Source organism: Pedobacter roseus (genome assembly GCF_014395225.1).
Classification (GTDB): Bacteria; Bacteroidota; Bacteroidia; order Sphingobacteriales; family Sphingobacteriaceae; genus Pedobacter; species Pedobacter roseus.
Genome location: NZ_CP060723.1, coordinates 1,239,260 through 1,265,699 on the forward strand (window position 1 = coordinate 1,239,260; position 26,440 = coordinate 1,265,699).

General features: G+C 38.5%; 22 protein-coding genes. 13 read left to right on the forward strand and 9 right to left on the reverse strand.

Features of this window, described 5'->3' with window-relative positions:
* Positions 1–136 precede the first annotated feature (136 nt).
* From H9L23_RS05620 to H9L23_RS05665, 10 genes are all read left to right on the forward strand, one after another.
* Positions 137–514, forward strand: coding sequence for a DoxX family membrane protein (locus H9L23_RS05620; RefSeq protein ID WP_025144206.1), 378 nt, complete (start codon positions 137–139; stop codon positions 512–514).
* A gap of 101 nt (positions 515–615) precedes the next feature.
* Positions 616–1,047 (forward strand): DUF2147 domain-containing protein, encoded by a 432-nt coding sequence (locus tag H9L23_RS05625; RefSeq protein ID WP_187594047.1) that lies wholly within the window; start codon positions 616–618, stop codon positions 1,045–1,047.
* A gap of 6 nt (positions 1,048–1,053) precedes the next feature.
* A complete protein-coding gene (locus H9L23_RS05630) occupies positions 1,054–2,073 on the forward strand; it encodes a WD40/YVTN/BNR-like repeat-containing protein (protein ID WP_187594048.1) in 1,020 nt (339 codons plus the stop codon).
* 140 nt (positions 2,074–2,213) lie between these two features.
* Positions 2,214–3,029 (forward strand): TerC family protein, encoded by an 816-nt coding sequence (locus tag H9L23_RS05635; RefSeq protein ID WP_187594049.1) that lies wholly within the window; start codon positions 2,214–2,216, stop codon positions 3,027–3,029.
* Between the two features lie 105 nt (positions 3,030–3,134).
* Positions 3,135–3,788, forward strand: coding sequence for an HAD family hydrolase (locus tag H9L23_RS05640; RefSeq protein WP_246474858.1), 654 nt, complete (start codon positions 3,135–3,137; stop codon positions 3,786–3,788).
* Between the two features lie 36 nt (positions 3,789–3,824).
* Complete coding sequence (locus tag H9L23_RS05645; RefSeq protein ID WP_187594050.1) at positions 3,825–4,661, forward strand: phosphoribosyltransferase family protein; 837 nt, start codon at positions 3,825–3,827, stop codon at positions 4,659–4,661.
* Between the two features lies 1 nt (position 4,662).
* Complete coding sequence (locus H9L23_RS05650) at positions 4,663–5,217, forward strand: TerD family protein (RefSeq protein WP_187594051.1); 555 nt, start codon at positions 4,663–4,665, stop codon at positions 5,215–5,217.
* Positions 5,218–5,221: 4 nt separating this feature from the next.
* The gene (locus tag H9L23_RS05655; RefSeq protein WP_187594052.1) at positions 5,222–5,836 is read left to right on the forward strand and encodes a TerD family protein; all 615 of its coding nucleotides are present in this window, start codon (positions 5,222–5,224) and stop codon (positions 5,834–5,836) included.
* A 27-nt stretch (positions 5,837–5,863) separates the two neighbouring features.
* A complete protein-coding gene (locus H9L23_RS05660) occupies positions 5,864–6,961 on the forward strand; it encodes a toxic anion resistance protein (RefSeq protein ID WP_025144198.1) in 1,098 nt (365 codons plus the stop codon).
* A gap of 7 nt (positions 6,962–6,968) precedes the next feature.
* Positions 6,969–7,931 (forward strand): hypothetical protein, encoded by a 963-nt coding sequence (locus tag H9L23_RS05665; protein WP_187594053.1) that lies wholly within the window; start codon positions 6,969–6,971, stop codon positions 7,929–7,931.
* A 515-nt stretch (positions 7,932–8,446) separates the two neighbouring features.
* Here H9L23_RS05665 and H9L23_RS05670 read toward each other — a convergent pair.
* The 3 genes from H9L23_RS05670 to H9L23_RS05680 all read right to left on the reverse strand — a co-directional run bounded on the left by H9L23_RS05670 (position 8,447) and on the right by H9L23_RS05680 (position 11,501).
* A complete protein-coding gene (locus tag H9L23_RS05670) occupies positions 8,447–8,752 on the reverse strand; it encodes a GIY-YIG nuclease family protein (protein WP_187594054.1) in 306 nt (101 codons plus the stop codon).
* Between the two features lie 819 nt (positions 8,753–9,571).
* Positions 9,572–10,435 carry a dienelactone hydrolase family protein gene (locus tag H9L23_RS05675; protein ID WP_187594055.1) on the reverse strand — a complete coding sequence of 288 codons (864 nt, stop codon included), beginning with the start codon at positions 10,433–10,435 and terminating at the stop codon, positions 9,572–9,574.
* Between the two features lie 61 nt (positions 10,436–10,496).
* Entirely contained in the window at positions 10,497–11,501 is a 1,005-nt protein-coding gene (locus tag H9L23_RS05680) for a phosphotransferase enzyme family protein (protein ID WP_187594056.1), read from the reverse strand.
* A 110-nt stretch (positions 11,502–11,611) separates the two neighbouring features.
* Between H9L23_RS05680 and H9L23_RS05685 the strand changes: the two genes are divergently transcribed.
* Positions 11,612–12,205, forward strand: a complete 594-nt coding sequence (locus H9L23_RS05685) for a 2OG-Fe(II) oxygenase (protein WP_187594057.1) — start codon at positions 11,612–11,614, stop codon at positions 12,203–12,205.
* Between the two features lie 3 nt (positions 12,206–12,208).
* Here H9L23_RS05685 and H9L23_RS05690 read toward each other — a convergent pair whose 3' ends face one another.
* On the reverse strand, positions 12,209–12,934 hold the full coding sequence (locus H9L23_RS05690; RefSeq protein WP_187594058.1) for a LytR/AlgR family response regulator transcription factor: 726 nt from the start codon (positions 12,932–12,934) through the stop codon (positions 12,209–12,211).
* Positions 12,931–14,094, reverse strand: coding sequence for a sensor histidine kinase (locus H9L23_RS05695; protein ID WP_187594059.1), 1,164 nt, complete (start codon positions 14,092–14,094; stop codon positions 12,931–12,933). Before H9L23_RS05695 ends, H9L23_RS05690 begins: the two co-directional genes overlap by 4 nt.
* 626 nt (positions 14,095–14,720) lie before the next feature.
* Between H9L23_RS05695 and H9L23_RS05700 the strand changes: the two genes are divergently transcribed.
* Both H9L23_RS05700 and H9L23_RS05705 read left to right on the forward strand, forming a co-directional pair.
* Entirely contained in the window at positions 14,721–15,620 is a 900-nt protein-coding gene (locus tag H9L23_RS05700; RefSeq protein ID WP_187594060.1) for an ABC transporter ATP-binding protein, read from the forward strand.
* Positions 15,617–19,135: an ABC transporter permease/M1 family aminopeptidase gene (locus tag H9L23_RS05705; RefSeq protein WP_187594061.1), complete on the forward strand. Its 3,519-nt coding sequence runs from the start codon at positions 15,617–15,619 to the stop codon at positions 19,133–19,135. Before H9L23_RS05700 ends, H9L23_RS05705 begins: the two co-directional genes overlap by 4 nt.
* A 378-nt stretch (positions 19,136–19,513) precedes the next feature.
* Here H9L23_RS05705 and H9L23_RS05710 read toward each other — a convergent pair whose 3' ends face one another.
* The 4 genes from H9L23_RS05710 to H9L23_RS05725 are packed head-to-tail and all read right to left on the reverse strand — an operon-like array spanning position 19,514 to position 26,283.
* Positions 19,514–20,455 carry a helix-turn-helix domain-containing protein gene (locus tag H9L23_RS05710; RefSeq protein WP_187594062.1) on the reverse strand — a complete coding sequence of 314 codons (942 nt, stop codon included), beginning with the start codon at positions 20,453–20,455 and terminating at the stop codon, positions 19,514–19,516.
* Between the two features lie 23 nt (positions 20,456–20,478).
* Positions 20,479–21,579, reverse strand: coding sequence for an efflux RND transporter periplasmic adaptor subunit (locus H9L23_RS05715; RefSeq protein WP_187594063.1), 1,101 nt, complete (start codon positions 21,577–21,579; stop codon positions 20,479–20,481).
* A 14-nt stretch (positions 21,580–21,593) separates the two neighbouring features.
* Positions 21,594–24,878, reverse strand: a complete 3,285-nt coding sequence (locus tag H9L23_RS05720) for an efflux RND transporter permease subunit (protein ID WP_187594064.1) — start codon at positions 24,876–24,878, stop codon at positions 21,594–21,596.
* A 13-nt stretch (positions 24,879–24,891) separates the two neighbouring features.
* A complete protein-coding gene (locus tag H9L23_RS05725; protein WP_187594065.1) occupies positions 24,892–26,283 on the reverse strand; it encodes a TolC family protein in 1,392 nt (463 codons plus the stop codon).
* Positions 26,284–26,440: the final 157 nt, after the last annotated feature.

A 26,440-nucleotide genomic window follows, 5' to 3' on the forward strand; every position in this document is an offset into this window, starting at 1 on the left:
ACCAAACAGGCGGTTTAAAGTTCCGCGTTTATTTTCAATTAACCGATTTAAACAATTAACCAGTTAACCAATTTGAATGAACTAATCAACCAATAAATTTTATTATTTTTAAAATACAAACTAAAACTTAACCAATATGAAAATTGCAGTAATTGTTGTACGCGTACTCTTGGCCGCCATGTATCTTTTTGCCTCGGTGAGCTATTTTCTTAACTTGATGCCGAAGGCGCCGGAGATGACGGCTGCGCAAACCACCTTTATGACAGGCATAATGGCATCGGTTTATCTTTTCCCATTGATTAAAATAACAGAATTGATCGGAGGTGCATTATTGCTGATTAACCGAACAGCACCGCTTGCGGCGATCATTATTTTTCCGGTAACTTTAAATGTCTTTCTGTATCATGCATTTTTAGGTCCCAAAGATCTTCCAATGGTTGCAGTAATGTTGTTATTCAACCTGTTCCTGTTTTATGCTTACAGGGCAAAGTACCTGCCAATCGTTTCAAAGTAAATTTTCAGATTTTAAAACTTTCTCATACTTTTTCTCTTTATTTAGTGTTTCGATATAAGGTGTAATTCATTATCTTTAAAAACTAACTAGAAATAAAAAATATGAGAAAGTTACCATTTTTAATGCTGCTCTTTGTAGCAGTGTCATTTTCTGCCTTTGCACAGAATAAAGATGCTATTGTAGGCAAATGGCTAAATCCATCAGGAGAAGGACAGATAGAAATTTATAAAAAAGGCGATAAGTTTTATGGAAAATTGGCCTGGATAAAAGAGCCGAACATCAACGGAAAACCTAAATTAGACGTTAAAAACCCTGATGAAAAGCTACAAAAACGTGCTTTATTAAATCTGGAAATACTGAAAGATTTTAAATATGATGATGGAAAATGGACCGATGGAACAATTTACGATCCAAAAAGTGGTAAAACCTATAGTTGCAACATGACCTTAAAAAGTGCTGATGTATTAAATATCCGTGGTTATGTAGGGATTTCACTTTTGGGAAGATCGGAAACTTTTAGAAGGGTTAAATAACAACAGATGAAGAAAATATTATGGTGCCTTTTAGTGGCACCTTTTTTTTGTGCCGCGCAGTCGTATACTATCAAACCTTTAAATGAAAATGCTAAAACCAGTTTGCGTGGCTTAAGCGTGGTATCCAATCAGGTTACCTGGGTAAGCGGCAGTAACGGTTCAATCGGTAAAACAATTGATGGCGGCAAAACCTGGACATGGGTAAAACCTAAGGGTTATGAGAAAATCGATTTCAGGGATATCGAAGCTTTTGACGATAAACAGGCTGTTATTGTGGGGATCGCATCGCCCGCTTATATCTTAAAAACTACAGATGCAGGCGAAACCTGGACAGAAAACTATAAAAATGTAGACTCGGCCATATTTTTAGATGGTGTGAGTTTTTGGGATAAAAACAGAGGCATCATTTTCGGCGATCCGATCAATGATCAATTACAATTGCTTAAAACCACCGATGCAGGAAAAACCTGGCAGGATATCTCTTCAAATTTAAAAACAAGTTTAGTCAAGGGCGAAGCCAGTTTTGCGGCCAGTGGTACCACCATAAAAACATTATCAGGTGGAAAAACCTGGATTGCCACCGGTGGAACAGTTTCTAACATCTATTTCTCGCCTGATTATGGCCAAACCTGGCAGGTATTTAAATGTCCGATTTTACAGGGCGAAAATAGCACAGGTCCTTTCTCTATCGATTTTTTGAATGAGAAAACAGGTGTAACTGTTGGCGGAAACTATTTAAAAGATAAAGAAAATGCGAATAACATTCTTTTAACAAACGATGGTGGTAAAACCTGGCAAAAACCAAATACACCTGTTTTGGGCTTTCGTTCGGGTGTGGCTTACCTCGGTGCCAAAACATTAGTTGCTACAGGAACATCGGGTACAGATATCTCAACAGATGGGGGCCAAAACTGGAAACACATTTCTGATAAAAGCTTTAATGCTGTTCAGAAAGCAAAAAAAGGTAAGATAGTTATGTTGGCAGGAGATAAGGGAGCTATTTATCAATTAGATGCTGCTAACTAATATTTGGTGTTAAATACGTAACAATTTTAACAATTGTCATTCTAACAATAAAACAATCATATAAATAAATAGCAGAAATGATAAAATTTTGTTTCTTTGTTATGAAAACTAAAACTTTAATTTAAAAATAGACACGCTCAATGGATTTTCTGCACACAATTTTAGGTGATGATATACAGGCCGGATTATTAATTATTTTAAACCTGATTGTAATCGAGAGTTTGCTCTCAGTTGATAATGCTGCGGTTTTGGCTACCATGGTTATGGATTTGCCAAAGAACCAACGCGATAAAGCATTAAAATATGGTATTATAGGTGCTTACGTTTTCAGGGGTATCTGTTTGTTCCTGGCTGCATGGCTGGTAAAAATCTGGTGGTTAAAACCGCTGGGTGGTTTATACCTGCTGTACCTGGCATTCGATTATTTTAGAAAAAAGAACAGTAAAAACAACGATGAAGAAGAGGAAGTAGATAAAAGCAAAAGCTGGATTTATAAATCAACAGTAGGTTTAATCGGTACTTTTTGGGCAACTGTTGCGCTGGTAGAGGTGATGGATTTAGCCTTCTCTATTGATAACGTTTTTGCTGCGGTGGCCTTTACCGATCACATCTGGTTAATCTACATCGGTGTTTTTATCGGTATTTTGGCCATGCGTTTTGTGGCACAGGCTTTTGTGAAATTAATGGAGAAATTTACCTTTTTAGAAACGGTAGCTTTCATCGTAATCGGTGTTTTAGGGATTAAACTCACCTCATCGTTATTTACACATTTCTATCCGGAGTCGCCCATTTCTCATGCCATTGAAGGCGAAAAAACAGATCTTTTCGTATCTATTTTTACCGTGGCCATTTTTATTATACCAGTAATAACCTCTTTATTGTTCAACTATCCAAAAAAACACAAAAGCGACATTATCATTTCGGATGAGGCCGAAGATGTATTGGATAAATCTTAATTGTAAGGCTTATCTGTGATAAATCTTACAATCAAATCTTCCTGATATTACAATCAAATTTTGTAATATTAGGATTTAATAAAATAGATTAGGAAACAGGGTGCAATGGCTTTTTACAAACATTACTCATTCGATCTTTGGTTAACGCTGATTAAATCTAATCCAACGTATAAACAAGAGCGGGTACAGTATTTTTACCGCAATTTTAACGGCAAACATAAATCTGTTGAAGAAATAGCGGTTATTTTCCGTCAGGTTGATTTAATGGTAAATGCCATTAATGAGAAGGCTGGGAAAAACGTTGATGCAGACGAAATGTATTTAATGATCATCAGTATGATCAATGATTACGATTTTAACTTTCGTGATGTAGACCTGCAGGTGCTGGATCACGATATGGAGCAAATTGTATTTGCACACATGCCAAAACTCTACTGTGATGATTGTTTAAATGTGCTGGCTAAAATTAAAGAATCGGGCAAAAGTTCCACCAATATCTTAAGCAACACCGGGTTTATTAAAGGCAAAACCTTAACAAAGGTCATCAATCATTTGGGCATCGCTCAGTATATCGATTTTCAGCTTTATTCTGACGAAGTGCGCATGTCAAAACCCAGTACCGGATTTTTTCAGTTGATGCTTAATACTATCGACAGAACAAAACATCCTGAATTACAGTTAAAAGAGATCATACATATTGGCGATAACCCGCATGCCGATGTCCGCGGGCAGAAGCTATGGGCATCAAAAGTATGCTGATCAATTCCAATAATCTATCTATCTCAAACCTACTCTATGATACCGTATAGTTATTCACTCCATAAAATCGACAATACAACCGACTTCGGTTTTAGTGCTGATGATTACAGCCGTTTTAAGTTCGGCGATGACCTGGTTGCCCGGTCATTTGGTAAAGACCTCGCCGATGGCTTTATCCGTTATTATCTTGTTGATAATCTGATTACCGATCAGATCGTGGTGATTTCGAGCCCTTACAGCTTCATACCCACAGCAACTTTTGCGATGAAAAATTATTTCGTAAGTCAGCTTAACCGCTGGCTGGTCGAAAATGGTGGTTTAGCTGTGCAGGAAACAAAAGTACACCGAACCATTACCTATAAGGAAGATTATGGCGAATTAAGTGCAGAAGAAAGGCTTTCGCTGATCGGGAATGATTCTTTTCATATCGATAAGGATTTTCTGACCGGGAAAACGCTTTTATTTCTGGATGATATTAAAATTACCGGAAGCCATGAGCGGATGATCTTAAAAATGGCAAAAGAATATGGCCTGAAAAACGAAATGCACATGCTTTATTTTGCCGAACTGGTAAATAAAAACATTCATCCAAATGTAGAAAACCTGCTGAACTATCACCAGATTAAGTCTATTTTTGATCTGGAAGAAATTATCGATAGTGGAAATTTTTGTTTCAACACCCGTATCGTAAAATATATTCTAAATACTACTTCGAGCAGTTTTACTATATTTTTAGAACGAAGAACTACCGATTTTATCAACCAGCTTTACGACCTTTCGCTTGGCAATAATTACCATACCATAGAGGCGTATTCCGAAAATTTACATCTCATTAAAGATTATATCAAAAACAACAATTATAAATTAATTTAATATGGCTATTAATTTGCAAAAGGGGCAAAGAGAAAATATCAATGCTCCTAAATTTACAATAGGTTTAGGTTGGGATACCAACAGCTCTTCTACCGGTTCTGCATTCGATTTAGATGCTTCAATTTTTATATTAAACGATCAGAAAAAATTAGTTTCTGACGAAAATTTTGTTTTCTACAATAACCTCATTTCTCCAGATGGCGCTGTAGAACATACAGGCGATAACTTAACCGGCGATGGTGACGGCGATGATGAACAGGTTAAAATCGATCTGACCAAAATTGATGCTAAAGTAAGCGAAATCTGTATAGTGGTTACCATTCATGATGCAGAGAACAGAAGACAGAATTTTGGCCAGGTGAGAAACTCTTTCATCCGTATTTTTGATACCACAACCAATGAAGTGGTTTTAAAGTATGAACTGGAAGAAGATTTCTCAATTGAAACAGCTGTAGAATTCGGCAGAATTTACAAACGCGAAGATAAATGGAAATTTGAGGCTGTTGGCGTAGGTATGAAAGGTGGTTTACAAGATTATTTAAACAAATATCAATAATATTATGGCAATCAATCTTCAAAAAGGACAGCGTATCAGTCTTGAAAAAAGCAATGGTAGCAAACTTCAGAATGTTTGCGTAGGTATTAACTGGGGTGCTATCGAAAAGAAAGGTCTTTTCGGTTTCGGATCTTCAAAAGAAGCAGTAGATTTAGATGGAAGCTGTGCCTTGTATAACGAAAACAAACAGCTTTTAGAAGTTGTTTATTTTGGTAACCTAAAATCTAAAAACGGATCGGTAAAACACAGCGGTGACGATTTAACCGGCGATATGGGCGGTGATGATGGCCTGGACAATGAAGTGATTACGCTTGATTTTGCCCAGCTTGATGCTAACGTAAGTTATGCGGCTTTTGTGTTGAACAGCTTTAGAGGTCACGATTTTGGAACCATTCCTTTTGCATCTATCCGCATTTACGAAGGTACAACCAAACGTGTAAACGAAGTTTTCGCCAAATACGATATTGCCAACGGTTCTAATTTTGCAGGTCATGTATCAATGGTAATGGGTGTTTTCTACAAGAAAAACGGCGAATGGAAATTTAATGCCATTGGTGAGCCAACCAAAGACAGGAAACTGGAAGATACTGTTAAAACTGTAAACCAAAATTATTTATAAGCTGCAAAGCCGATCATATAATCAACTATGGAAACCAACCCAAATCTTCCCCAGGTTCTTACACCGGTTAAACTGGATAAAGACGGGAATGTTGACCTCGAAAAAATAACTTCCGAGGAAACCACTAAATACCATGAAATTGGAAAATCGCTTGAACCATCAGATGTAAATTCGATCCTGAATTACGGAAGCGACGCCCAAAATTCAATGGAGAAATACAGTAACGAGTTTTTATCGTCTGTACGTACCTATAACAGTGGCGAAGTTGGCGGTTTAATTAACGAACTGCTCACCGAACTAAATTATATCGATGTTTCTGAGCTTGAACAGAGCGGTTTTAAGAGTTTTATCTCTAAAATTCCGTTTTTAAAGAGTTTAGTGGTTGATGTGAAGAAACTTTTTCAGAAATACGACGTGGTGGTGAATAATATCGATAAAATCACCAACAAAATTAAAGCCGGAAGGTTAAATTCAATTAAAGATAACAGCTCGCTGCAAACCATGTTCGATAGCAATGTTGGTTATATCCACCAGATGGAAGAACTGATTATTGCAGGCCAACTGAAATACAACGACCTGAATATCAAGCTTGCAGAAATGGAAGGAAGGCCTGCCGATTACCAGGATTATGAAATTGCCGATTTAAGGGATTTTATCAGTCGTTTGGATAAAAGACTGGCAGACATGAAGATTGTGCGTTTTATTATGTTACAATCTTTAGCTCAGATCCGTGTGGTGCAGAACAACAATACTTCTATTGCAGAAAAAGCCCAGTCAATTGTTTCTACCACCATTCCGGTATGGAAAAACCAATTGACCATTGCTGTTGCTTTACAAAGGCAAAAAGCCAATGTAGAGATGCAGAAGAAAATTTCGGATACCACGAATACCATTTTGCAGAAAAATGCAGAAATGCTAAAGCAAAACAGTATCGATGTGGCCAAAGAAAATGAAAAAACTGTGGTATCTTTGGAAACCCTAAAATTGACCACATCATCATTGATTGAAACACTTAACGAAGTGAAACAGATCCATGAAGCAGGTGCACAAAGCAGACGTGTGTTGGATGGCGAACTTAAAACTTTGGAAGCAGAGTTGAAAAAGAACGTTACGAGGGTGAATTAATTAAAACATGGATGAATACCGTTTAAATATTATCAAAAAATCAAGCGCAGAGATCAACCGTTTACAGTTGCTCTCTGTGTTTTTTGATGATGAAGTGATTTATAAAATTTACTTACGGAGCCAGGTTATTCATCAGCTTTTTGCCAATAATGAAGAACTGGAGATAGAAAAACTCGATCTTTTTCACCTTCAGTTTACCGATAGTGTAATCGAACTGCTCAAAAAAATTAAAAAGAGCAATGAGAAAAATGTGTCGCTCATTTACGATGAGATCGACCTCAATGAAGAACTGATAGACCGTATGGCTGGAACGCTGGTTGATCAGAAAAGTTTCCAGCAGGATAAACAAAAGCAATCGCTTAAAGTGAACCTGTCGCTGCGGAAACTGTTCAGTGTACTTTCTGAGCTGAGTACTGAATTTCCTTTTTCCAAAAACATCAACGTTTTCAGTTCTAAATACGCCAACGATTTTTATTTCGATCTTACCACTGGTCAATTTGCCCAACTGATTAATTTTCAGGATAGGCAGGTGTATACTAATGTATATGCCACGATCGAAAAGAAATTGATGGGGAAACTGTGTAAATATGATTTCCGTACCGAATTTTATATTGGTTTAAAATCAGGCGAACAGGTAATAGAAGTGTATAAATTTTTGGAGACAGACAGTTATTACCTCTTTTTCCCGAGCAGAAACCTGTTTTTGTTCTGCGATTTAACCATTTTGAAAGATCTGGATACCTCTACCAATCTTTCCGAAAAGGGTAAGATTATGCAGGAACTTCAATACAAAAACGATAAATTGAAAAGCAGTGCAGCGGTATTAAAAACTGCTATTCCACATGAGGTGATTAATTTGCTGGAAGATAGTTATCATAAAATATCAGATATTAATTTCCTGAACCACCTCAATAACTTCGATGTTCAGTCGAATATTCTAAAAACCATGTTAAATACGGACTTGTTTTAGGTTGATTTTTTACCGTCCTGGCAAGTCTTTATAGAGCAATCGTCATTTCGACTGTAGCCTACCAATTTTTCATTGGTTGCGAAACGGAGAAATCTTTGAACCAGGTTTATCAGCAACTTTAAAAGATTTCTCGACTTCGCTGCACTTCGCTCGAAATGACGGGAATAGTGTAAATTCCTATTGAAGACAGAATAATAGAGCAATCGTCATTTCGACTGTAGTGTGCTGATTTTTCATCGGCAACGGAATGGAGAAATCTTTGAACCAGATTTATCAGCAACTTTAAAAGATTTCTAGACTTCGCTGCGCTTCGCTCGAAATGACGGAACTATAGGCAATTCGTTTTTAGTTGAATAACTACTAGAAAAATCGTCATTTCGACCGCAGTGGAGAAATCTTTGAACCTGATTTAGCTCTAGCAACTTTAAAAGATTTCTCCGTTCCGCTATGCTCCAGTCGAAATGATGAAACTACCAGGAATTACCCTTCAAATGAAGATATATTTTAGAGAATCCTTAATCTTCCCATTCGTTTATAATCTTCGTTAAGTCATCCCAACTCTTATTGAAGTTATCGATTAAAACCTCTTTTTTTGATCTGCTCCAGTTTTTTAGTTGCTTTTCCCTATCAATGGCCTCTTCTATTGATGTGTAGATCTCATAGTATACACAACGGGTAAGGTTATATTTTGCAGTAAAGGATTTGGGATGAATTTTATTTTGATGCTCGTAAATACGACTCCTTAAATCAGAAGTTACGCCAATGTATAAAGTTGTTCTTTGATAATAGGTCATGATGTAAATACATCCTCCGCGTTCCATATTAATAAATTTAAAAAGAAAAATCGTCATTTCGACTGTAGTGTGCCGATTTTTCATCGGCAACGGAATGGAGAAATCTTTGGGCCTGATTTAGCTCTAGCAACTTTAAAAGATTTCTCGACTTCGCTGCGCTTCGCTCGAAATGACGGGAATAGTGTAAATTCCTATTGAAGACAGAATAATAGAACAATCGTCATTTCGACTGTAGCCTACCAATTTTTCATTGGTTGCGAAACGGAGAAATCTTTGAACCAGGTTTATCAGCAACTTTAAAAGATTTCTCGACTTCACTGCGCTTCGCTAGAAATGACGGGAATAATGTAAATTCCTATTGAAGATAAAATAATAGAAAAATCGTCATTTCGACTGTAGCCTACCGATTTTTCATTGGTTGCGAAACGGAGAAATCTTTGAACCAGGTTTGTCAGCAACTTTAAAAGATTTCTCGACTTCGCTGCGCTTCGCTCGAAATGACGGAACTACATGCACTTCGTTTTAGTTGGATAACTACTAGAAAAATCGTCATTTCGACTGTAGTGTGCCGATTTTTCATCGGCAACGGAATGGAGAAATCTTTGAACCAGGTTTATCAGCAACTTTAAAAGATTTCTCGACTTCGCTGCGCTCGAAATGACTGGAATAATGTAAATTCCTATTGAAGATAGAATAATAGAACAATCGTCATTATGACTGTAGTGTACTAATTTTCATTGGCAGCGAAATGGAGAAATCTTTTAACCTGATTTGTCAGCAACTTTAAAAGATTTCTCGACTTCGCTGCGCTTCGCTCGAAATGACGGAACTATGGTGATTAACTTACTACCTCGTCAACACCGCCAATTTCTGCTTAAACAGATCAATGGTTCTGCTCCAGGCCAGTTTTGCGGCAGCTTCGTTGTAACGAGTGGGCGAGGTATTGTTATTAAACGCATGGTTTACTCCATCGTAGATGTAAATTTTGTAATCGATCTTATTGTCTTTCAGAGCCTGTTCGTAAGCCGGAATACCAGCGTTAATCCGCTCATCTAAACCACCATAATGCAGCATCACACTGGCTTTAATTTTGGGTACATCAGCAGCATTGGGTTGTGCGCCATAATAGGCGACCGCGGCTTGCAGTTTTGGGTCGCTAACCGCCAGTTTATTGGCCATTCCGCCGCCCCAGCAAAAACCAACGCAGCCTACTTTGCCGTTGCCATCTTTACGATTGCGTAGATAATCTAACCCTTTTAAATAATTCTGCAGGTTTTTCTCAGGATCCAACTTACCAATCAGTTCGCGACCTTTATCTTCGTCGGCAGGTGTTCCACCTAAAGGAGAAAGTGCATCAACACCAAGGGCAATAAAACCTTCTGCGGCAACACGTTTGGTTACATCAATAATATGTGGATTTAAGCCCCTGTTTTCATGGATAACCAATACAGTACCTAAGTTCTTTTTGCCTTTTGGTTTAGCCAGCACCGCTTTTATTTCGCCATCAATACCAGGATAGGTAATGTTTTCAACCTCGATATCATCACTGTTAAAATCGGCAGCAGCCGCATAATTATTTTCGAGCATGGGCAAAATGGTCATGGCCAACGCTGTGCTGCCAGCCAGTACGGCCAGCTTTTTCATAAAATCTTTTCTACTTACCTGACTATGGGTGTACTCATCGTACAGGTTGATTATTTTCTGGTCCATCTTACTGATTTTTATTTAATTACAATATAAAAAAGGCTGCTGATATTTAACCTAGCCTTGCCTAAAAGTTACAATAGAGTTCTTCCCATTTTTTAATCAATCCAACACGGTGTTTGGTATATCTGGGCGTTAAAAAAGCATTCGACCAATCATCATAATTATCGTAAAAGAATTTAAGGAAAAAAATATGAAAGGTAATACCCAGGTAAGGAATGGCCTTTAATTCCTCATTGCTTAACGGCCTGATTTCCTGATAAGCTTTTAAAAATATACCAAAATCCTTTTCGGCCTGCGCTTTAGTGATCAGATTATTGAGCTGGTGGAAGAAATAATGGTTCAGAAAGGTCATTAAATCATTGATCAGGTAACCTTCACCTGCAAAATCGAAATCGAAAAAAGTAATTTTTCCCTTTTCATCAAAGTGGAAGTTTTTTGGAAAGAAATCGTAATGACAATAACCATAACTGAACGTTGAAGTATCGAATTCTTCGAACTTTTTAACTACTTTATCAGCAATGTTGGTCAGGTATTCAAATTCCTCCTGCATTTCAGCAAAATGAGGTTTTAAATCTCGCAAAGGCTCAAATAGAGTCGTTTCAAAACTGAATATTGGCCTGGGCTTATTCAGTTTTATTGATGAGGTAGTTTGATGCAATTTGGCAATATCTTGTCCGAGTTGAATGAGGTGTTTATCTTCCAGCTCCAAAATCACTTTTCCTTCGGCATAAGAAAACAATACGCCGTTTCTTAAACCCTCTGCAGCATTAAACTGTTGGATCTGTTTCCCAAATACATCTGTTATCGGGTAAGAAACTGAATTTCCATTTGCTTTTAAAATATTGAGCAATTCTACCTCGCCCTCAATTTCGTTCCTTTTTCGGTGTGCATCTCGATAAATCTTGAAAATGTATTCCTGGCTGTCGCTTTCGAGAATATAGGTATCACTTACGTTTCTGATGAGTAATCGGCAAGTTGTAGATGGATCTAAATGGTAAGCCTCAATTAAATAAGTTTTTAAAGCAGCGGCTGATAAGGTAGAGTACTGGGCAGGGAAAATATGTTGCATGGGATGGGCTTTGAGATCTTCAAATATAAATTTTCGAAACGACATCTTAACCATTAATTAAGACTACCTTACCAACCTTAGGCATACTGTTTTAAGATTAAACCAATCTGTTGGAAAAAATATTTGATTGCCTGATCGATAGTTTTATCGAAGATAAAGTTGGTGTTACAGAGGGATTTTTAAGTGCCTCTTTATCCGCTCACCTGAAAGATAACCTGATTGCCTTATTTGAAAACAAGAAACTTGTAAATGCAGGGGTGGGCAATGATATGCTTGTTAACCAGGATAAACTGATCAGGAGCGATGTAATTTACTGGCTGGATAGAAAGCATGATAACCAATACGAAAATGATTTTTTCGATCTGATGAACAGATTTGTGGCTTATCTGAATCGTACCTGCTATACCGGCATCACTGGTTACGAATTTCACTATGCCCTTTACGAACCGGGTACTTTTTATAAAAAACACATCGATCAGTTCCAGCATAACGGGAGCAGACAATACTCGATGATTATGTATTTAAATGCCGGTTGGAAAATAGAAGATGGAGGAGAGTTGCGCATTTATCATGCTGATGAAGAACAGAATATCTCGCCTAACAGCGGTAAAAGTGTTTTCTTTAAAAGTTCTGATTTAGCGCACGAGGTGTTGCTCACCAATAAACAGCGAATGAGCATTACGGGTTGGTTAAAAATCAATTAAAGGCTAATCTTCAATATTCAGTAGCTGTTTAATAATGCCCTTAAAATTTTTACCAATAGGCACCTGCTGACCGTTTTTAAGCACGATGGTATTGCCCTCAAGGTAATCAACATATCTTTTGTTTAGGATAAAAGATTTGTGGATGCGGATAAAATCGGCTGACAGTTGTTCTTCAAAACTAGCCAGCGTTCGTGGAGTGAGCAAAAAATCATGGCCTTTCCAAACCTTTACATAATTACCCAGGCTTTCCAAAAACTGTATTTCTTCTGTTTTGATCAAAATATGCTTTTTATCTACTTTGAGTGAAATCTGTGCTTCACTTTTAGATATTGTTTTTTCGATATTGGCGACCCCTAAATTCTGTTTTTTAAGCTGGTAGAGCTCTAATGCACGGTTAACAGCTTTCAAAAAGCGATCGAGTCTGAAGGGTTTTAAAAGGTAATCGCAAACGGCAAGATCGAAACTCTCTAAGGCATATTCTTCGTAAGCAGAAGTAATAATAACCAGAGGTTTATGCTGTAAGGTTCTTAAAAAATCAAGTCCATTTAGTTTTGGCATCCTAATGTCGAGAAAAATCAGGTCTACCTGTTGTTTGTTCAAAAAATCCAATGCTTCTGTCGCGCGGTAACAATGCCCGGTTATGTTAATAAAAGGAATATCCTTTGCATATTCGGTTATTACACCATGGGCAAGTGGTTCGTCATCTACAATTAAGCAACGTAAGCTCATTTTAGCTGGAGTTTAAGTTCTGCCTTAAAGATATTACCAATTGTGGTGATATGCAATGTGTAACGGCTCGGGTAAAGCAATTCGAGCCTTTTTCTCAGATTATCGAGGCCGATTCCTTTAGTTTTGTGTATTTCTTCGGAATCGAAGGAGTTTTCACAACTGAAAATGAGTTCGGTATTATTGCTATTTAGTGAAAGCTTTAACGTTGCGGCATCTTCAGCAGGTTCTATGCCATGTTTAAAGGCATTTTCGATAAAAACGATGAGCAGGAGCGGGGCGATATCAATCTGATCATTTCCGACTTGTTTATCAAACTCAAAATGCAGCGTTTTTCGTAAACGGATCTGTTGCAATTGGATATAATCTTCAATGTAATCCAGTTCCTGCGAAAGTTTAACTGTTTTTTCCTGCCCTTTGTAAATGGTGTAGCGCATCAGTTCAGATAATTGCAGGATGCTTTCAGGCGTTTTATCCGATTTTTGGAGACTTAAAGCGTAAAGATTATTGAGGGTATTGAAGAAAAAATGCGGATTGAGCTGTTGTTTTAATAAATCGAGTTCACTTTGTGATTTTTCTTTTTCCAGTGCTAAAATTCTATTGTTCTGCTTTCCCCATTGCAGTGCCAAAACCACGGGTAAACTGATCAGCATAATGGCAAAGGCCCCAAAAGCATTTTCAAGCTCGAAAGGATTAGCCACAAATATGCTGCGGCCAAATACGGTATTAATAGGTAGCGATATTAATATTTGCGCCAATAATGGATAAAGAATGGCAATGATGGCCGAAAGTGTTAAGAGGTACATCAACAATCCCCTTTCTTTCAAGATTTTAGACACTAAAAACCGGCTGTTGATGAAGAAAAGCAGGTATCCGCAAAGGTACATGATCAGGAACTGCGAAAAGAAAGCCAGAAAAGTTCCGAAATTGTGCAATAGCATTTTGAAATCGAACTCAAAACCCACCAAGCGGAAGCCTTTTCTTTGATAAATAGGGTTTTCCAAACTCGAAACTGCCATTACTGAAATGGTTGCAGCCAATAATATAATGGTAATGAGTACTGCATTCTCCAGGCCGATTTTCTTAATCCATTTAATATGCTGCACCTTCTTCTGGTAATATTGATTGGCAATCAACATTATTTCGAGGGTTGTTGCTGCCAAAGCTGTTGAAATAAAAACAGTATGGTCAAGCTTCGCAATTTGCAGGTAAAATGCAACATCAGTAAAAAGCGGGAGCAGGATGAAGAAGCAAGTACACCAGTGGGCAATGTATCGATTTCGAATGAGTATGTTTTTTAGTCTGACCTTAAGAAAAGAAAAAACAAGTACAGGGAGCAAACAAAAACCCAAAGCCAAAATGCAGCTGGTATAGTTAAGCCAAATTTTGCTGGTTAAGTTGTAAGTATTAAATATAGCTATCCACAACAAAAGGCCAACATTTAGTAAGAAATCCTGGTATTTATAACTGAAGTTTAAGCTTTTGGTGTTGAGCATTTCTTTGTTTTAATCTTCTGTCACTGTGGTCTGGTTTGCGTCCCCGTGGTCTGTGTCCCACAGACCACTTTTCCCATCGCCATGGTTCGAGTCTCCACGAACCATTTTTATTGTTTTAAAATTAAGAAACTTTGCAGGTTCCTTAAAATATAGATGATGAAAGGCCTGTTTTTCATGACGAAAGGAATATCAGGTTATTTTTTCCTTTCATCATCATTTCAGCTTCCTTCGTCACTTAAATTTAACAGATCGGTTTAATCGCTATAATTTGCTTCCATCTTATTTAAAATAAAATGGTACGGCTTAAAATACAGCAACTTACTAAATCTTATCAAAACGGGGTAAAGGCCCTGAATGATGTTAATTTGAACATTGCCAACGGCATGTTTGGCTTATTGGGACCAAATGGCGCGGGTAAATCATCGTTGATGCGCACACTCGCTACTTTGCAACTGCCGGATGCGGGACAGATCCATTTTGATGGAAATGATGTACTGCAAAATCCTCAGGAAATGCGGAATAAGTTGGGTTATTTACCACAGGATTTTGGTGTTTATCCTAAAGTTTCAGCTTTTGATCTCTTAAACCACCTGGCGGTTTTAAAAGGTCTGCAAAATAAGAACGAGAGAAAAGAGCAGGTGCTTTCCCTCTTGCAACAAACAAATTTATTTGAAGTAAGGAAAAGATCAGTCAGTACTTTTTCTGGTGGCATGCGACAGCGTTTTGGCATTGCGCAGGCTTTATTGGGCAATCCACAGCTCATCATAGTCGACGAGCCGACAGCTGGCCTCGATCCACAGGAGCGTAACCGTTTTCATGATTTGTTAAGTGAGATAGGAGAAGACCGCGTAGTAATTCTATCCACCCATATCGTAGAAGATGTGAACGACCTTTGCCCCGAAATGGCTGTGATGGCAGGTGGTAAACTGATTTTACAGGGTAAACCTACTGAATTAACCCAAAATTTAAATGGTAAAATCTGGCGTAAAGTAATTGATAAGGTAGATTTAATTTCCTATTCGTCGGCATTTAATGTGATCTCTACCAGAATTATTTCATGGAAATTACATGTATTTGTACTTGCAGAACAACTTCCGGCGGCGGGTTTCGAACCGGTGTACCCCAGTTTAGAAGATGTTTATTTCTCTTCATTATTTGGTTCTGCCAATCAAAATCTGGAGGCAAAGCTATGATACTGAATTTACTAAAGTTTGAACTGAAATACCATTTCGGCCAGATTTCTTTTAAAGTAGCAGCGCTTTTATTTTTTGTTCTGGGGTATTTCTGTGTAGTGCAGGGTGGCTTCGGTGGAGAAGAAATTCATAAAAACTCGCCTTATGTCATCACTAATATTATCGCATTGCTTTCACTTTTTTCCATCTTCTCAGGGACTATATTCAGTGCGAATGTGGTGTTGAGAGATGCGATGTTCAGGATGGAAGCTGTTATTTTCACTACATCGGTTAATAAACTAAACTATTTTGTTATCAGGTTTTTAGGCTTGCTCCTTGCTGTTTTTAGTCTGTATATATTCGTAGTTCTGGGGATTTTTATTGGCTCCTTTTTTGTCGATACCGATCGTTTGGGCACTTTTCACATTAACTACTTTTTGCAGCCACTTTTGGTTTTTGCTTTTCCTAATGTACTGTTTGCAGTGGGAGCATTGTTTTGTACGGCTATATTAACTAAAAGCATCAGGGCAATTTACGTAGTGGGTGTATTGATTTACATCTTATACATGCTTGCTTCGATATTTGGAAATTCTCCCTTGCTGGCCACTTCCACAATGAAAGCAAGTAGTACGGATATTTTGCCTTTACTGTTAGATCCTTTTGCGCTGGCTTCGTTTTTTGGCGAAACCCGTTCGTGGACGGATATTCAACGTAACCAACAATTATTTCCGGTAGAAGGTGTTTTTTTGTTCAACAGGTTATTGTGGATGGGCATCACTGCTTTAATTATGTTGGTGACTTACCGCTTGTTTAATTTTCGTGTACAGCAGCAGAAACAATTAAAATTAAAGGTACTTAAACCAGAACAAATAAAACTGATTCCTTATCGCACTCTAAAGGTTTTCCCTAGTGGTTTACATTATGTTTTCAGCACATTTAAAACGCAATTCAGATTAGAAGTGATCTTCTTATTTAAGAATATCCCGATTATGGTAATGCTTTTACTCTGGGTGTTTTTGTATGGTGTAGAATTAAAAGATCAATTGTTCAGTGGTGTTTACGGTATTCATAGTTATCCCGCAACCGGTATTATTATCGAAGAAATGCGTTCGATTAAATTCGGATTGATCCTGATCTTATTCTATGCTGCAGAAACCATCAGCAGGGAAAAATCGGTTAATATTCATGCCTTAATTTACAGCACACCTGTTCGGAATTCCGTTTTATGGATGGCGAAAAGTTTCAGCCTGTTTACATTGGTTTTTATCCTCGTTACGTTAAATATTGTTATCGGTATTGTTTTACAGGTTAGCCACGGTTATTTTCACATCGAATTGCCTTTATATTTAACATTATACTATTACAGTGCCTTCCCGATGTTGCTTTTTGTAGTGCTCATTATTTTTATTCAGAATTTAAGCACGAATAAATACCTCGGCATGGTATTAAGTATGGTTGTTGTTTTTCTCATTTCTTATTCGGAAAGGTTTGGGATATCGCATTATCTCTTCCGCTTTGCAACCGTTCCAGATCTCCTTTACTCTTATTTCAACGGTTTTGGATATTATGCTACACCTTTTAACTGGTATATGTTGTATTGGACTGCTTTTGCTGCAATTATTGCTGTTTTAACTATTGGAATGTGGCAGCGCAATATCGAAGTAAAGGTTCTTGAAAGATTTAGGTTAATTGCTAAAAGCCTGAAGCACTATAAATGGATCGCTATTTTTGCATTGTTGACCTGGATTTCATGCGGCGCCTTCATTTTTCATCAAAGCAATATTATCGGGAAGTATCAAAATAAAGATGCGCAATTAGCATGGAGATTAGCCTACGAAAAGAGATATAAATCAATGGCAGCTTTGTCTCAACCGGTAATAAAATCGGTTAAAACCAATGTCGATTTATATCCACGCGAAGGCAAATATACCGTTAAAGGCACTTATCAGCTAAGGAATGAAACAACATTACCCATTTCTAAAATATGGATTTCAGTTAACCCCGCTGTAAATTCATTTTCGGTTGACGTAGCTGGAGGTGACAAAAACGAAATAGATGAGCGCTATAATCAGCAATTTATTACGCTAAAAGCTCCTTTAAAACCAAATGAAGAAATAAAAATGGATTTTTCTATTGAAGTTATCCGCTCTGGATTTACCGCTTTTGATAGCGAAAATTCTATCCTTAAAAATGGAACTTATATCGAACTGGAAAAATTTGTTCCCCAATTGGGCTATAGCTATAATTTTGAAAGCGATGATAAACAAGAACGGAAAAAAGCAGGTTTGGCTGAAATTGCCACCAAACCAGATTGTGGAAATAAGTATGAACTGATTGATTTAGAAACCACCATTTCTACGGAAACAGACCAGAAAGTGGTTACTGTTGGCGAATTACAGAAAGAATGGGTAGCAGGTAATAAAAGATATTTTACATACAAAACGGTTCAACCCATAAATTTCATGTTTGCCCTGAGCAGTGCGAAATATGCGGTTAAAAAAGAAAAGTATGGAGAAATAGATTTGAGTATTTATTATCAGCCTGGACAGGAATATAACCTGAAAAGTATTTTTGAAGGTGTTCGGGATGCTTTGGATTATGGCAATAAAAATTTCGCAAGCTATCCGCTTAAAAAAATCACCATTGCCGAAATTCCACAATACAAAGGGGCTGCTACCGCTTACCCGGGATTAGTTTTTAGTGAAGAGCGTATTAATTTTTTAGGAAATTATAGCCAAAGTAATACCATTAATCAAAGTTATGCTATTGCCGCACACGAAACCGCACATCAATGGTGGGCGAATATACTGGCTCCTGTTGATGGGGAGGGTTATGCTATGCTAACGGAATCGCTGGCGAAATACACTGAAAATGAGCTGATCGAAAAAAGATTTGGTAAAATGTACTTAAGGAAATACCTCGCTTATGATAATAACCTCTATTTTTTGAACCGGAACAACAGCGAAAAGGAATTGCCGCTGGCCAAAACTTTAGATCAGTCTTATGTGCATTACCAAAAGGGTGGATTGATGATGTATGCTGTGAAAGAGTTATTAGGGGAGGAAAAGTTTGATAATGTATTAAGTCAGCTTATTACCGATCATAAAAGCCCGAAACCAAAAGCTAAAGCAACTGATCTGGTGAATGCATTTCTAAATCAGGCTTCGCCTGAACAAAAGAATTTTATAAACGATTGTTTTAACAAGGTGGTGACTTACAATCTGGGGATCAAATTACTTAGCTACTCTGCCTTGAACAACGGGAAATATAAAGTTGAACTAGAAATTGCAGCTGAAAGAATAAGTGATGATATTAAGCAATTACCTGATCTTTATATAGATTTAGCCTGTTTTGATCAATTGGAAAGTGATTGGGATGCGAAAACGAAACCGGTTTATTTTCAAAAGTATCACCTCACGCAGAATAAAACCAGGCTTTCAATTATAGTGAATCATAAGCCAAAAACAATAGCACTTGATCCTTACGGATATGCGTTAGACGGCGATAGAAGTGATAATATTGTGGTGGTGGAATAAAGTAGCTTAGATTATTCTAGTTATAGCATCTCGCTATGACACGCGATTATTTTCCGGGGTCTTAGCGAGACGCTAAGACCAGATTGGTTGTTGTTTCTGGCGTAATTCCTTTATTTTCGTCATTTCGAGCGCAGCGCAGCGTAGTCGAGAAATCTTTTAAAGTTGTTACTAAATCTGGTTCAAAGATTTCTCTATTTTGCAACTGGTGAAAAACCAGTTAGCTTAATCCTATAGCTGGTAGGATCGAAATGACGATTTTTTATATAATAATTTGCTGTTTTAAACCATACTGGTTGTAGCGTCTCGCTACGACATGCGATTATTTTTGTAGGATCTTAGCGAGACGCTAAGACCAGATTGCGTCTAAATGAAGATTACTTAATTAGCCCTGAACCCCTTTGGCGTACACTGCATCTGGCGTTTAAAAAATATATTGAAGTTTGCCGGGTATTCAAAACCCAGACAATAAGCAATTTGCGCAATATTCCATTCGGTGTGCTTCAATAAAGCCACTGCTTCAGTTGCTATTCTCCTCGAAATGTGCTCAGAAGTGGTTTTACCAGTTATCTCTTTTACAGCATGGTTGAGGTGATTTACATGTACCAGTAACCTGCAGGCAAAGTCGTGGGCTGTTTTTAATTCTAAAATGTGTTCAGTAGAACCAATAGGGAACTGTCTTTCCAACAATTCGAGAAACAACGCGGTTAAACGTGCCGATGCATTGTTCTGTTTAAATAAAATATCCTGTGGTTTTACCTTTAATGCTTCGTGAACGATCAGTTGCACATAATTCCTTAACAGATCGTATTTGTGGATGTAATCGCCATCCATTTCTTTCATCATTTTGCAAAAGATATCCCTCAAGGTTACTTCCTGATCCTCATCAATATGAATTACCGGACTATCGTTTATGCGCCACAACAACGAATCGCGAAGGATTTCGTTGCGGTTATGTATAAAATTCTCAGTAAATAAACAGAAAAAACCAGCAGGTTTTGGCGAGGTACTTTCCCATGAATACGGAATATTCGGGTTGGTAAACAATAGCGCCCTACCTTTAATTTCTATGTCAGCATCGGCATAATGCAAAATTCCATTGCCAATAATCAGCGAAATTTTATAAAAATCCCTGCGACTAAAAGCGGAGGGGATGTTGGTGCAAACCACACTTCTGTTAAAAACATTAAAATGCCCAATATCATTAATCATCCCTAAGCTTGGCGTAGGGATCTCTGGCCGTGTAATTTTCAGCCTATTATAAAAATCCTCTAAAGTTTCCTTTTTTTGAAGCGTAGAAAGCTCTTGATTTTTTGATAACATAATTAATCCTTAGTAACGTAAAGTTATGGTTTAATCACCATTCCTTCATGCATTTCCTCTGTAGGTTCTGCCACTAATTTGTCACCTTCTGCCAGCTCACCAAAAACCTCAACTTTATCTTCAGTTTCCCTGCCTTTTTTTACAGCCACTTTAACCGCTTTGTTATCAGCTACTTTTAATACAAATAATCCTTCGCTGGTATCTAATAATGCCTTTTTAGAGATGATGAAGGTGCTGGCATTGGCCGGAAGCGGGATATTCAGCTCGGCTACCATACCAGGTAATAAAACCTTTGAAGCATTTGGCACGTCCATCTCCACACGCTCTGAACGTAAACGGACATCTAAAGCACCGGATAAACGTTTCACTTTTGCTTTAAAAGTTTGGTTTGGTAAAGATTTTACAGAGAAACTCACTTCATCGCCAGCTTTTAAATAACCGGTATAAACCTCTGGAATGGAAACCGCCAAACGCAGGTTTTTCTGATCCTGCAACGTAAATAAAGGCAGATCAGAACCTTTTCCTGTCGGACCAACGTAAGCACCTAAATTTACATTTCTGGCCGAAATAATCCCGCTAAATGGTGCCCTGATGGTTAAATAATCCTGAACCGAACCTACCTCTTTATAAGCTGCTTTTGCGGCTTCGAGCTGTGCCAGATCGGAGTTCTTTTTCGCCATCGCCTGGTCAAGGTCGTTGGTAGAAATGGTACCTGGGGTTTTACTGGTTTCGTATAAACGGTTATAATTGGCTTTGCTGGCGGTATAAATAGCTTCCTGAGCTTTAATTCTTGATTGTGTTGCAGCCAGTTGCGAAGTCATTTCTGGTGCTTCTAAAGTCATCAATAACTGGCCTTTGCTCACTTCTGATCCAATATCAACTTTTAATGACTTCACAAAGCTGCTCACTTTAGCATATAAATCAACTTGTTGAAAGGCAATCAGTTCGCCTGGCAAGTTGAGTTGGGTTGATAACTTTTCTTTTTTAAGATCGAATGTTGCGATGCTTGCTTCTTTCTCTTTTTTCGCGGCAACTTTAGATTCTGAATGTCCACAGCCGTATATTGCCGTAAGCATTAAAAATCCCGTACTTAATAATCCTGTTGAAAATATCTTTGTATTCATTTGTGATGATGATTTTATTCGTTTTCTTCTAAACCTTTAATGTAGTGGATGCTGTCTGTATCTTCCGGGTCAAGCGACATCGAATTGGTTGTTTGTTTTCCCTGAACCCATGCAAATACCAATGGCAATATAATCAATACAGCGAATGTGGAAGCCAATAAACCTCCAATTACTGCCCTGCCCAGTGGCGAAACAGCCCCGCCACCTTCGCCATGACCGATGGCCATAGGCAGCATACCGGCAATCATGGCAATACTAGTCATAATAATCGGACGTAAACGCAAAGCAGCTGCTTCACGTGCCGATTCGAGCGCATTGCCATTATTCTTTCTCAGTTGCTCGGCGTTGGTAATCAATAACACCGCATTGGCGATGGATACCCCAACCGACATGATAATCCCCATATACGATTGAAGGTTTAAGGTTGATCCGGTTAGGGTTAACAACAATAATGATCCCAGAATTACTGCTGGCACCGTTGCTAAAATAACCAATGGCACTTTAAACGACTGGAAGTTTGCGGCCAGCATCAGGAATATAACCACAATGGCAACTAATAATCCCGATTGCAAACTATCTAAGGTATCACCTAATACTTTGCTCATCCCAATTGCGGTAACATTTAATCCCCTTGGCAATTCGCCCAGATCTTTGATTGCTTTTTGCATATCTTTTGATGCAGTTCCCAAATCGGTATGATAAAGGTTTGCGGTTACCGATAGGAAAGGCATAGCCCCAATGTTATCGTTTTCACCAGCGGTAGTATCTGGGGTGATTTTGGCAACATCGCTTAATACTGGTCGGGCCGAGTTTTTCAATAGTGGGATTTCTCCGATATCATCTTTACTGGTCATCTGGTTAAGCGGTACCTGCACCTGCACATTGTATGGCAAAGCTGCTTTTTCATCCAGCCAGATATTTTTATCAGTATAGCGTGATGATGAGGTGGAAGCAATCAACGATCTCGAAATGTCAGCCATATCTACCCCGATCTGTGCAGCGCGTGTTCTGTCGATATCGATGTTCAATGATGGATATTTAATCGGCTGGGCAATCTGAACGTCCCTCATGTAAGGGATTTCCTTTAATTCAGCCAGGATTTTATTGGCATATTTTTCGTTTAGTTTCTTGTTTTTACCAGCAATGCGGATCTCAACAGGGGTAGGAGAGCCCTGGCTCAATACCTTGTCTGTTAATTCGATAGGCTCAAAAGAAAGTTTAACGTCAGGCAGTAATTTTTTGATTTTTTCCCTAAACTGATCCTTGAAATCGTCCATGTCTTCTTCAAAATCTTTTAAACTTACCTGGAAAACAGCTTCATGCGGACCGGCCATGAACTGGTAGATCGGATTTACTGAAAACTGTGCCGGGTGCTGACCAACATAAACGGAAGAAATGCCTACATGCTCTTCGCCAACCATTTTTTTCAATTCTGCCAAAACAACGTTTGCTTTTTCTTCGGTACGCTCTAAACGTGTTCCATCAGGAGCGCGTAAACGCAACTGGAATTGGCTTGAATTTACCCTTGGTAAAACATCACGGCCAATGTTGACTAATAACAGGGCTGCAGAGCCAATAATTACGACCAGATAAATTAGTACGACAGATTTTTTGTAAGGGAGTATGCGATCTAGAAAACGCATAAAACGGTTTCTGAATTTATCAAAAAAGCCAATTTTGCCATCACCGCTAAAATCTTCCCGCTCAACCAGAACCCTTTTTTGATTGAGGGTATCTTTTTCCGATTCGAGTGTAATTCCGGTGGCTTTAAAATCTGCCTCATCCTGTGTAATGCCGGGATGGTGTGCAGCGCCTTTTTTAGGATGTGCTACCATCAGCCAGTTGGCCATAATCGGCACAAAAGTTTGCGATAATAAAAACGATACCACCATCGAAAATCCGATTGCGAGTGCCAATGGCAAAAATAATGCACCCGGAATACCAGTCATGGTAAAAGCAGGGGCAAACACGGCAAGGATACAGAACAGGATCAGCAATTTAGGGAAAGCGATTTCCTTACAGGCATCCCAGATCGCCAGGGCCTTGGGTTTCCCCATATCAAAATGCTGGTGGATGTTTTCTATCGTTACCGTCGATTCATCGACCAAAATACCAATCGCCAGAGCCAATCCGCTCAAAGTCATGATATTGATCGTTTGTCCGAATAATTTTAGGAATAAAACCCCTGCAATAATCGAAGTTGGGATGGTAAGGATTACAATCAAGGCTGCACGTTTATCGCCAAGGAAAAGTAAAACCATTAATCCTGTTAATATGGCACCAATGGCACCTTCGCTGATTAAACTTTTTACCGCATTGATTACATAAACAGATTGGTCAAACTCGTAAGAAAGTTTAACATCTTCAGGTAATGAACTTTGGATATTCGGCAGGTTTTTCTTTAAATTTTTTACCACATCCCAGGTAGAAGCATCTCCAGATTTTGCGATACTTAAATACACCGAGCGTTTTCCGTTAATTAAAGCATAACCTGCAACCAAATCGGCACCATCTTTAACCGTGGCCACATCGCGGAGCTGTAAATTTTGTACACTTCCTTTAAACAAAGGAATGTTTTCAAAATCCTTTACTTTTTTAATAGTATAATTGGTTGGCGTAAGGTAGTTTTTATCACCAATCCTTACATTTCCTGATGGTGCAGTCTGGTTATTTAACCTGATGGCCTCTACCACCTGATCGACCGTTAAATTGTGCGAACGGAGTAAAGATGGGTTTACGTTTATTTCTATCGTTCTGGGGCTACCACCAAATGGAGCAGGTGAAAGTAAACCTGGGATAGCCGAAAAACTTGGACGAACATAAGTATTGGCTAAATCCTGCAGTTCGTTGTTGGTGCGTATCGGACTACTTAATACCAATTGACCAACCGGGAGCGAAGAAGCATCGAAACGGATCACGAAAGGCGGCTGCGAGCCTGGCGGGAAAATGGCCTGTGCCCTGGTAGACAGCGCACTAAGCTCGGCCGCGGCCTGCGCCATGTTGGTGCCTTCGTAATAGGTTAATTTCATCAGCATTAAACCCTGTGTGTTTTTGGTTTCGATACTTTTGATACCGTTTGCAAAAAGCAGGATGTTGACATATTGTTTACCAAAATAAGCCTCCATCTGGTCGGGAGTATAACCGCCAAAAGGGTGGGCAATATAAATTACCGGAAGGTTCATCTGCGGCAGGATATCAACCTTGATCTGGTTGATGGCCCCAATACCAAAAAAGAACAGTCCGGCTACTAAAACTAAGATGGATATGGGTTTGCGAAGTGCGAAACGTATTAAATTCATTTATATAGCCAGATTAAAATTCGTTGATAAATATGTCGTAATTGCCCAAAGCAGCCGATTTTAACAGCAGCGCCTGCCATACATTGGTAAAGGCAATATCCCGATCCGTTTCGGCCCTGTTTAAGGTGAAAAGTGCCTGGGTAAGATCAACCAGCGTGGTTAAACCATTTTTGTACAGGGTGTTTTTCTGTAAATAGGCATCTGAGGCTGCTTTTACCTGGATGGGTGCCTCTCTATAGTTCGCCAATGCATTGTTCAATTTGGATTCTGCAAGGGCCAACTGTGCTTTTAACTGTTGATCAACAAGGTTATATTCTTCTTTTAAACCCTGGCTAATGTATTCTTGTGCACGTACTTGCGGACGGTTTTTTAATAAGGTGGATAAATTCCAGGTCATTCCTATGCCAATCAAATAGTTTCCACGCGTGGGATTGATACCATCTGCATAACTGGTAGAATAAGCACTTTGATCTAAGGCATAACCTGAGCTAAATCCAGATCCCCGTCCCTGCATTACACCAAAGAAAGTAAAGGTTGGGTAATAAAGTTTTTTGAAATAATTAACCTGATGATCGCTTACATCCACCCGGTTTTGGTAAAATTTTAAAAGGGGATGTGAACTTTTAACCACGGTATCCTCGAGCAGATTACCCGGTATACGCGTAATGGAAGCGGTATCCAAATCGTATGAAGTAGCCGTTAAACCCATTAAAACGCCTAAACGGTTGGCTTGTTCCTGCTCCAGGTCTTTTGCTTTTGTTAAGGCAATTTTGGCATTCGAAACTTCTGCTTTTGCAAAGGAAGAATCTACCCCTGCAATTAATCCGTTTTTAGCCCTGATAATGGCTGTATTTTGAAAGGTAATGGCGCGATCGAGATTTTTCTGTTGCGACCTGGTTAAGCGCTGTGCAGCCAATAAGTTTAAATATGCACCTGAAACGCGGATTTCCTGTTGGAATTTTTCCTGCTCCAAATCGTTTTTATCCCTTTGGTAAGCCGCATTGGCCACTTTTATCCGGTCTCTGATTCTTCCAAACGTGAAGAAATCCCAGTTTACATTGGCTAAATACAATCCGCCAAATGCAGCGTTCCAGTTTTGCTTATCTAAGGCCGGACCAGAAGAAGCTGTTCCCAAACCGCCTAAACCATACTGCGGGCCGTTTTGGCCGTTGATGGTTCCATAATCCTGTTGGGCACTTAAACTGAAGTTTGGCAAATACTCCCTTTTCGCCTGCTGAATGTAAGATTTTGAAGCATCTGCATAGTTGTTTTTGGCCTTTATGGTGCCATAATTGGTTAATGCAGTATTAACAGCCTGTTTTAGACTTAGCGTTTGAGCACTTGTACCAATAGATAAACTAATAGATAATAATAGTGAAGAATAAAATAAAGATATACGAGGCATAGTGTATAATTTACACGGCAAATGTAAATTATGGCGGCAATATCAAAGTATTCCGTTCAAATCAAAAATTATGCGAATCAAATAATAATCGAAATGTTACTTAATGACCAATGAAAACACCCTTTGAACCAATTTTTAATGATTATTTCTTAACGCA

What these genes read in the sequence shown, in the direction of transcription:
- H9L23_RS05725 (WP_187594065.1), bottom strand. Translation starts at nt 26,283, where the DNA reads ATGCCTCGTATATCTTTATTTTATTCTTCACTATTATTATCTATTAGT.
- H9L23_RS05670 (WP_187594054.1), bottom strand. Translation starts at nt 8,752, where the DNA reads ATGGAACGCGGAGGATGTATTTACATCATGACCTATTATCAAAGAACA.
- H9L23_RS05630 (WP_187594048.1), top strand. Translation starts at nt 1,054, where the DNA reads ATGAAGAAAATATTATGGTGCCTTTTAGTGGCACCTTTTTTTTGTGCC.
- H9L23_RS05720 (WP_187594064.1), bottom strand. Translation starts at nt 24,878, where the DNA reads ATGAATTTAATACGTTTCGCACTTCGCAAACCCATATCCATCTTAGTT.
- H9L23_RS05675 (WP_187594055.1), bottom strand. Translation starts at nt 10,435, where the DNA reads ATGGACCAGAAAATAATCAACCTGTACGATGAGTACACCCATAGTCAG.
- H9L23_RS05660 (WP_025144198.1), top strand. Translation starts at nt 5,864, where the DNA reads ATGGAAACCAACCCAAATCTTCCCCAGGTTCTTACACCGGTTAAACTG.
- H9L23_RS05690 (WP_187594058.1), bottom strand. Translation starts at nt 12,934, where the DNA reads ATGAGCTTACGTTGCTTAATTGTAGATGACGAACCACTTGCCCATGGT.
- H9L23_RS05625 (WP_187594047.1), top strand. Translation starts at nt 616, where the DNA reads ATGAGAAAGTTACCATTTTTAATGCTGCTCTTTGTAGCAGTGTCATTT.
- H9L23_RS05650 (WP_187594051.1), top strand. Translation starts at nt 4,663, where the DNA reads ATGGCTATTAATTTGCAAAAGGGGCAAAGAGAAAATATCAATGCTCCT.
- H9L23_RS05715 (WP_187594063.1), bottom strand. Translation starts at nt 21,579, where the DNA reads ATGAATACAAAGATATTTTCAACAGGATTATTAAGTACGGGATTTTTA.
- H9L23_RS05640 (WP_246474858.1), top strand. Translation starts at nt 3,135, where the DNA reads ATGGCTTTTTACAAACATTACTCATTCGATCTTTGGTTAACGCTGATT.
- H9L23_RS05680 (WP_187594056.1), bottom strand. Translation starts at nt 11,501, where the DNA reads ATGCAACATATTTTCCCTGCCCAGTACTCTACCTTATCAGCCGCTGCT.
- H9L23_RS05700 (WP_187594060.1), top strand. Translation starts at nt 14,721, where the DNA reads ATGGTACGGCTTAAAATACAGCAACTTACTAAATCTTATCAAAACGGG.
- H9L23_RS05710 (WP_187594062.1), bottom strand. Translation starts at nt 20,455, where the DNA reads ATGTTATCAAAAAATCAAGAGCTTTCTACGCTTCAAAAAAAGGAAACT.
- H9L23_RS05655 (WP_187594052.1), top strand. Translation starts at nt 5,222, where the DNA reads ATGGCAATCAATCTTCAAAAAGGACAGCGTATCAGTCTTGAAAAAAGC.
- H9L23_RS05665 (WP_187594053.1), top strand. Translation starts at nt 6,969, where the DNA reads ATGGATGAATACCGTTTAAATATTATCAAAAAATCAAGCGCAGAGATC.
- H9L23_RS05705 (WP_187594061.1), top strand. Translation starts at nt 15,617, where the DNA reads ATGATACTGAATTTACTAAAGTTTGAACTGAAATACCATTTCGGCCAG.
- H9L23_RS05620 (WP_025144206.1), top strand. Translation starts at nt 137, where the DNA reads ATGAAAATTGCAGTAATTGTTGTACGCGTACTCTTGGCCGCCATGTAT.
- H9L23_RS05645 (WP_187594050.1), top strand. Translation starts at nt 3,825, where the DNA reads ATGATACCGTATAGTTATTCACTCCATAAAATCGACAATACAACCGAC.
- H9L23_RS05635 (WP_187594049.1), top strand. Translation starts at nt 2,214, where the DNA reads ATGGATTTTCTGCACACAATTTTAGGTGATGATATACAGGCCGGATTA.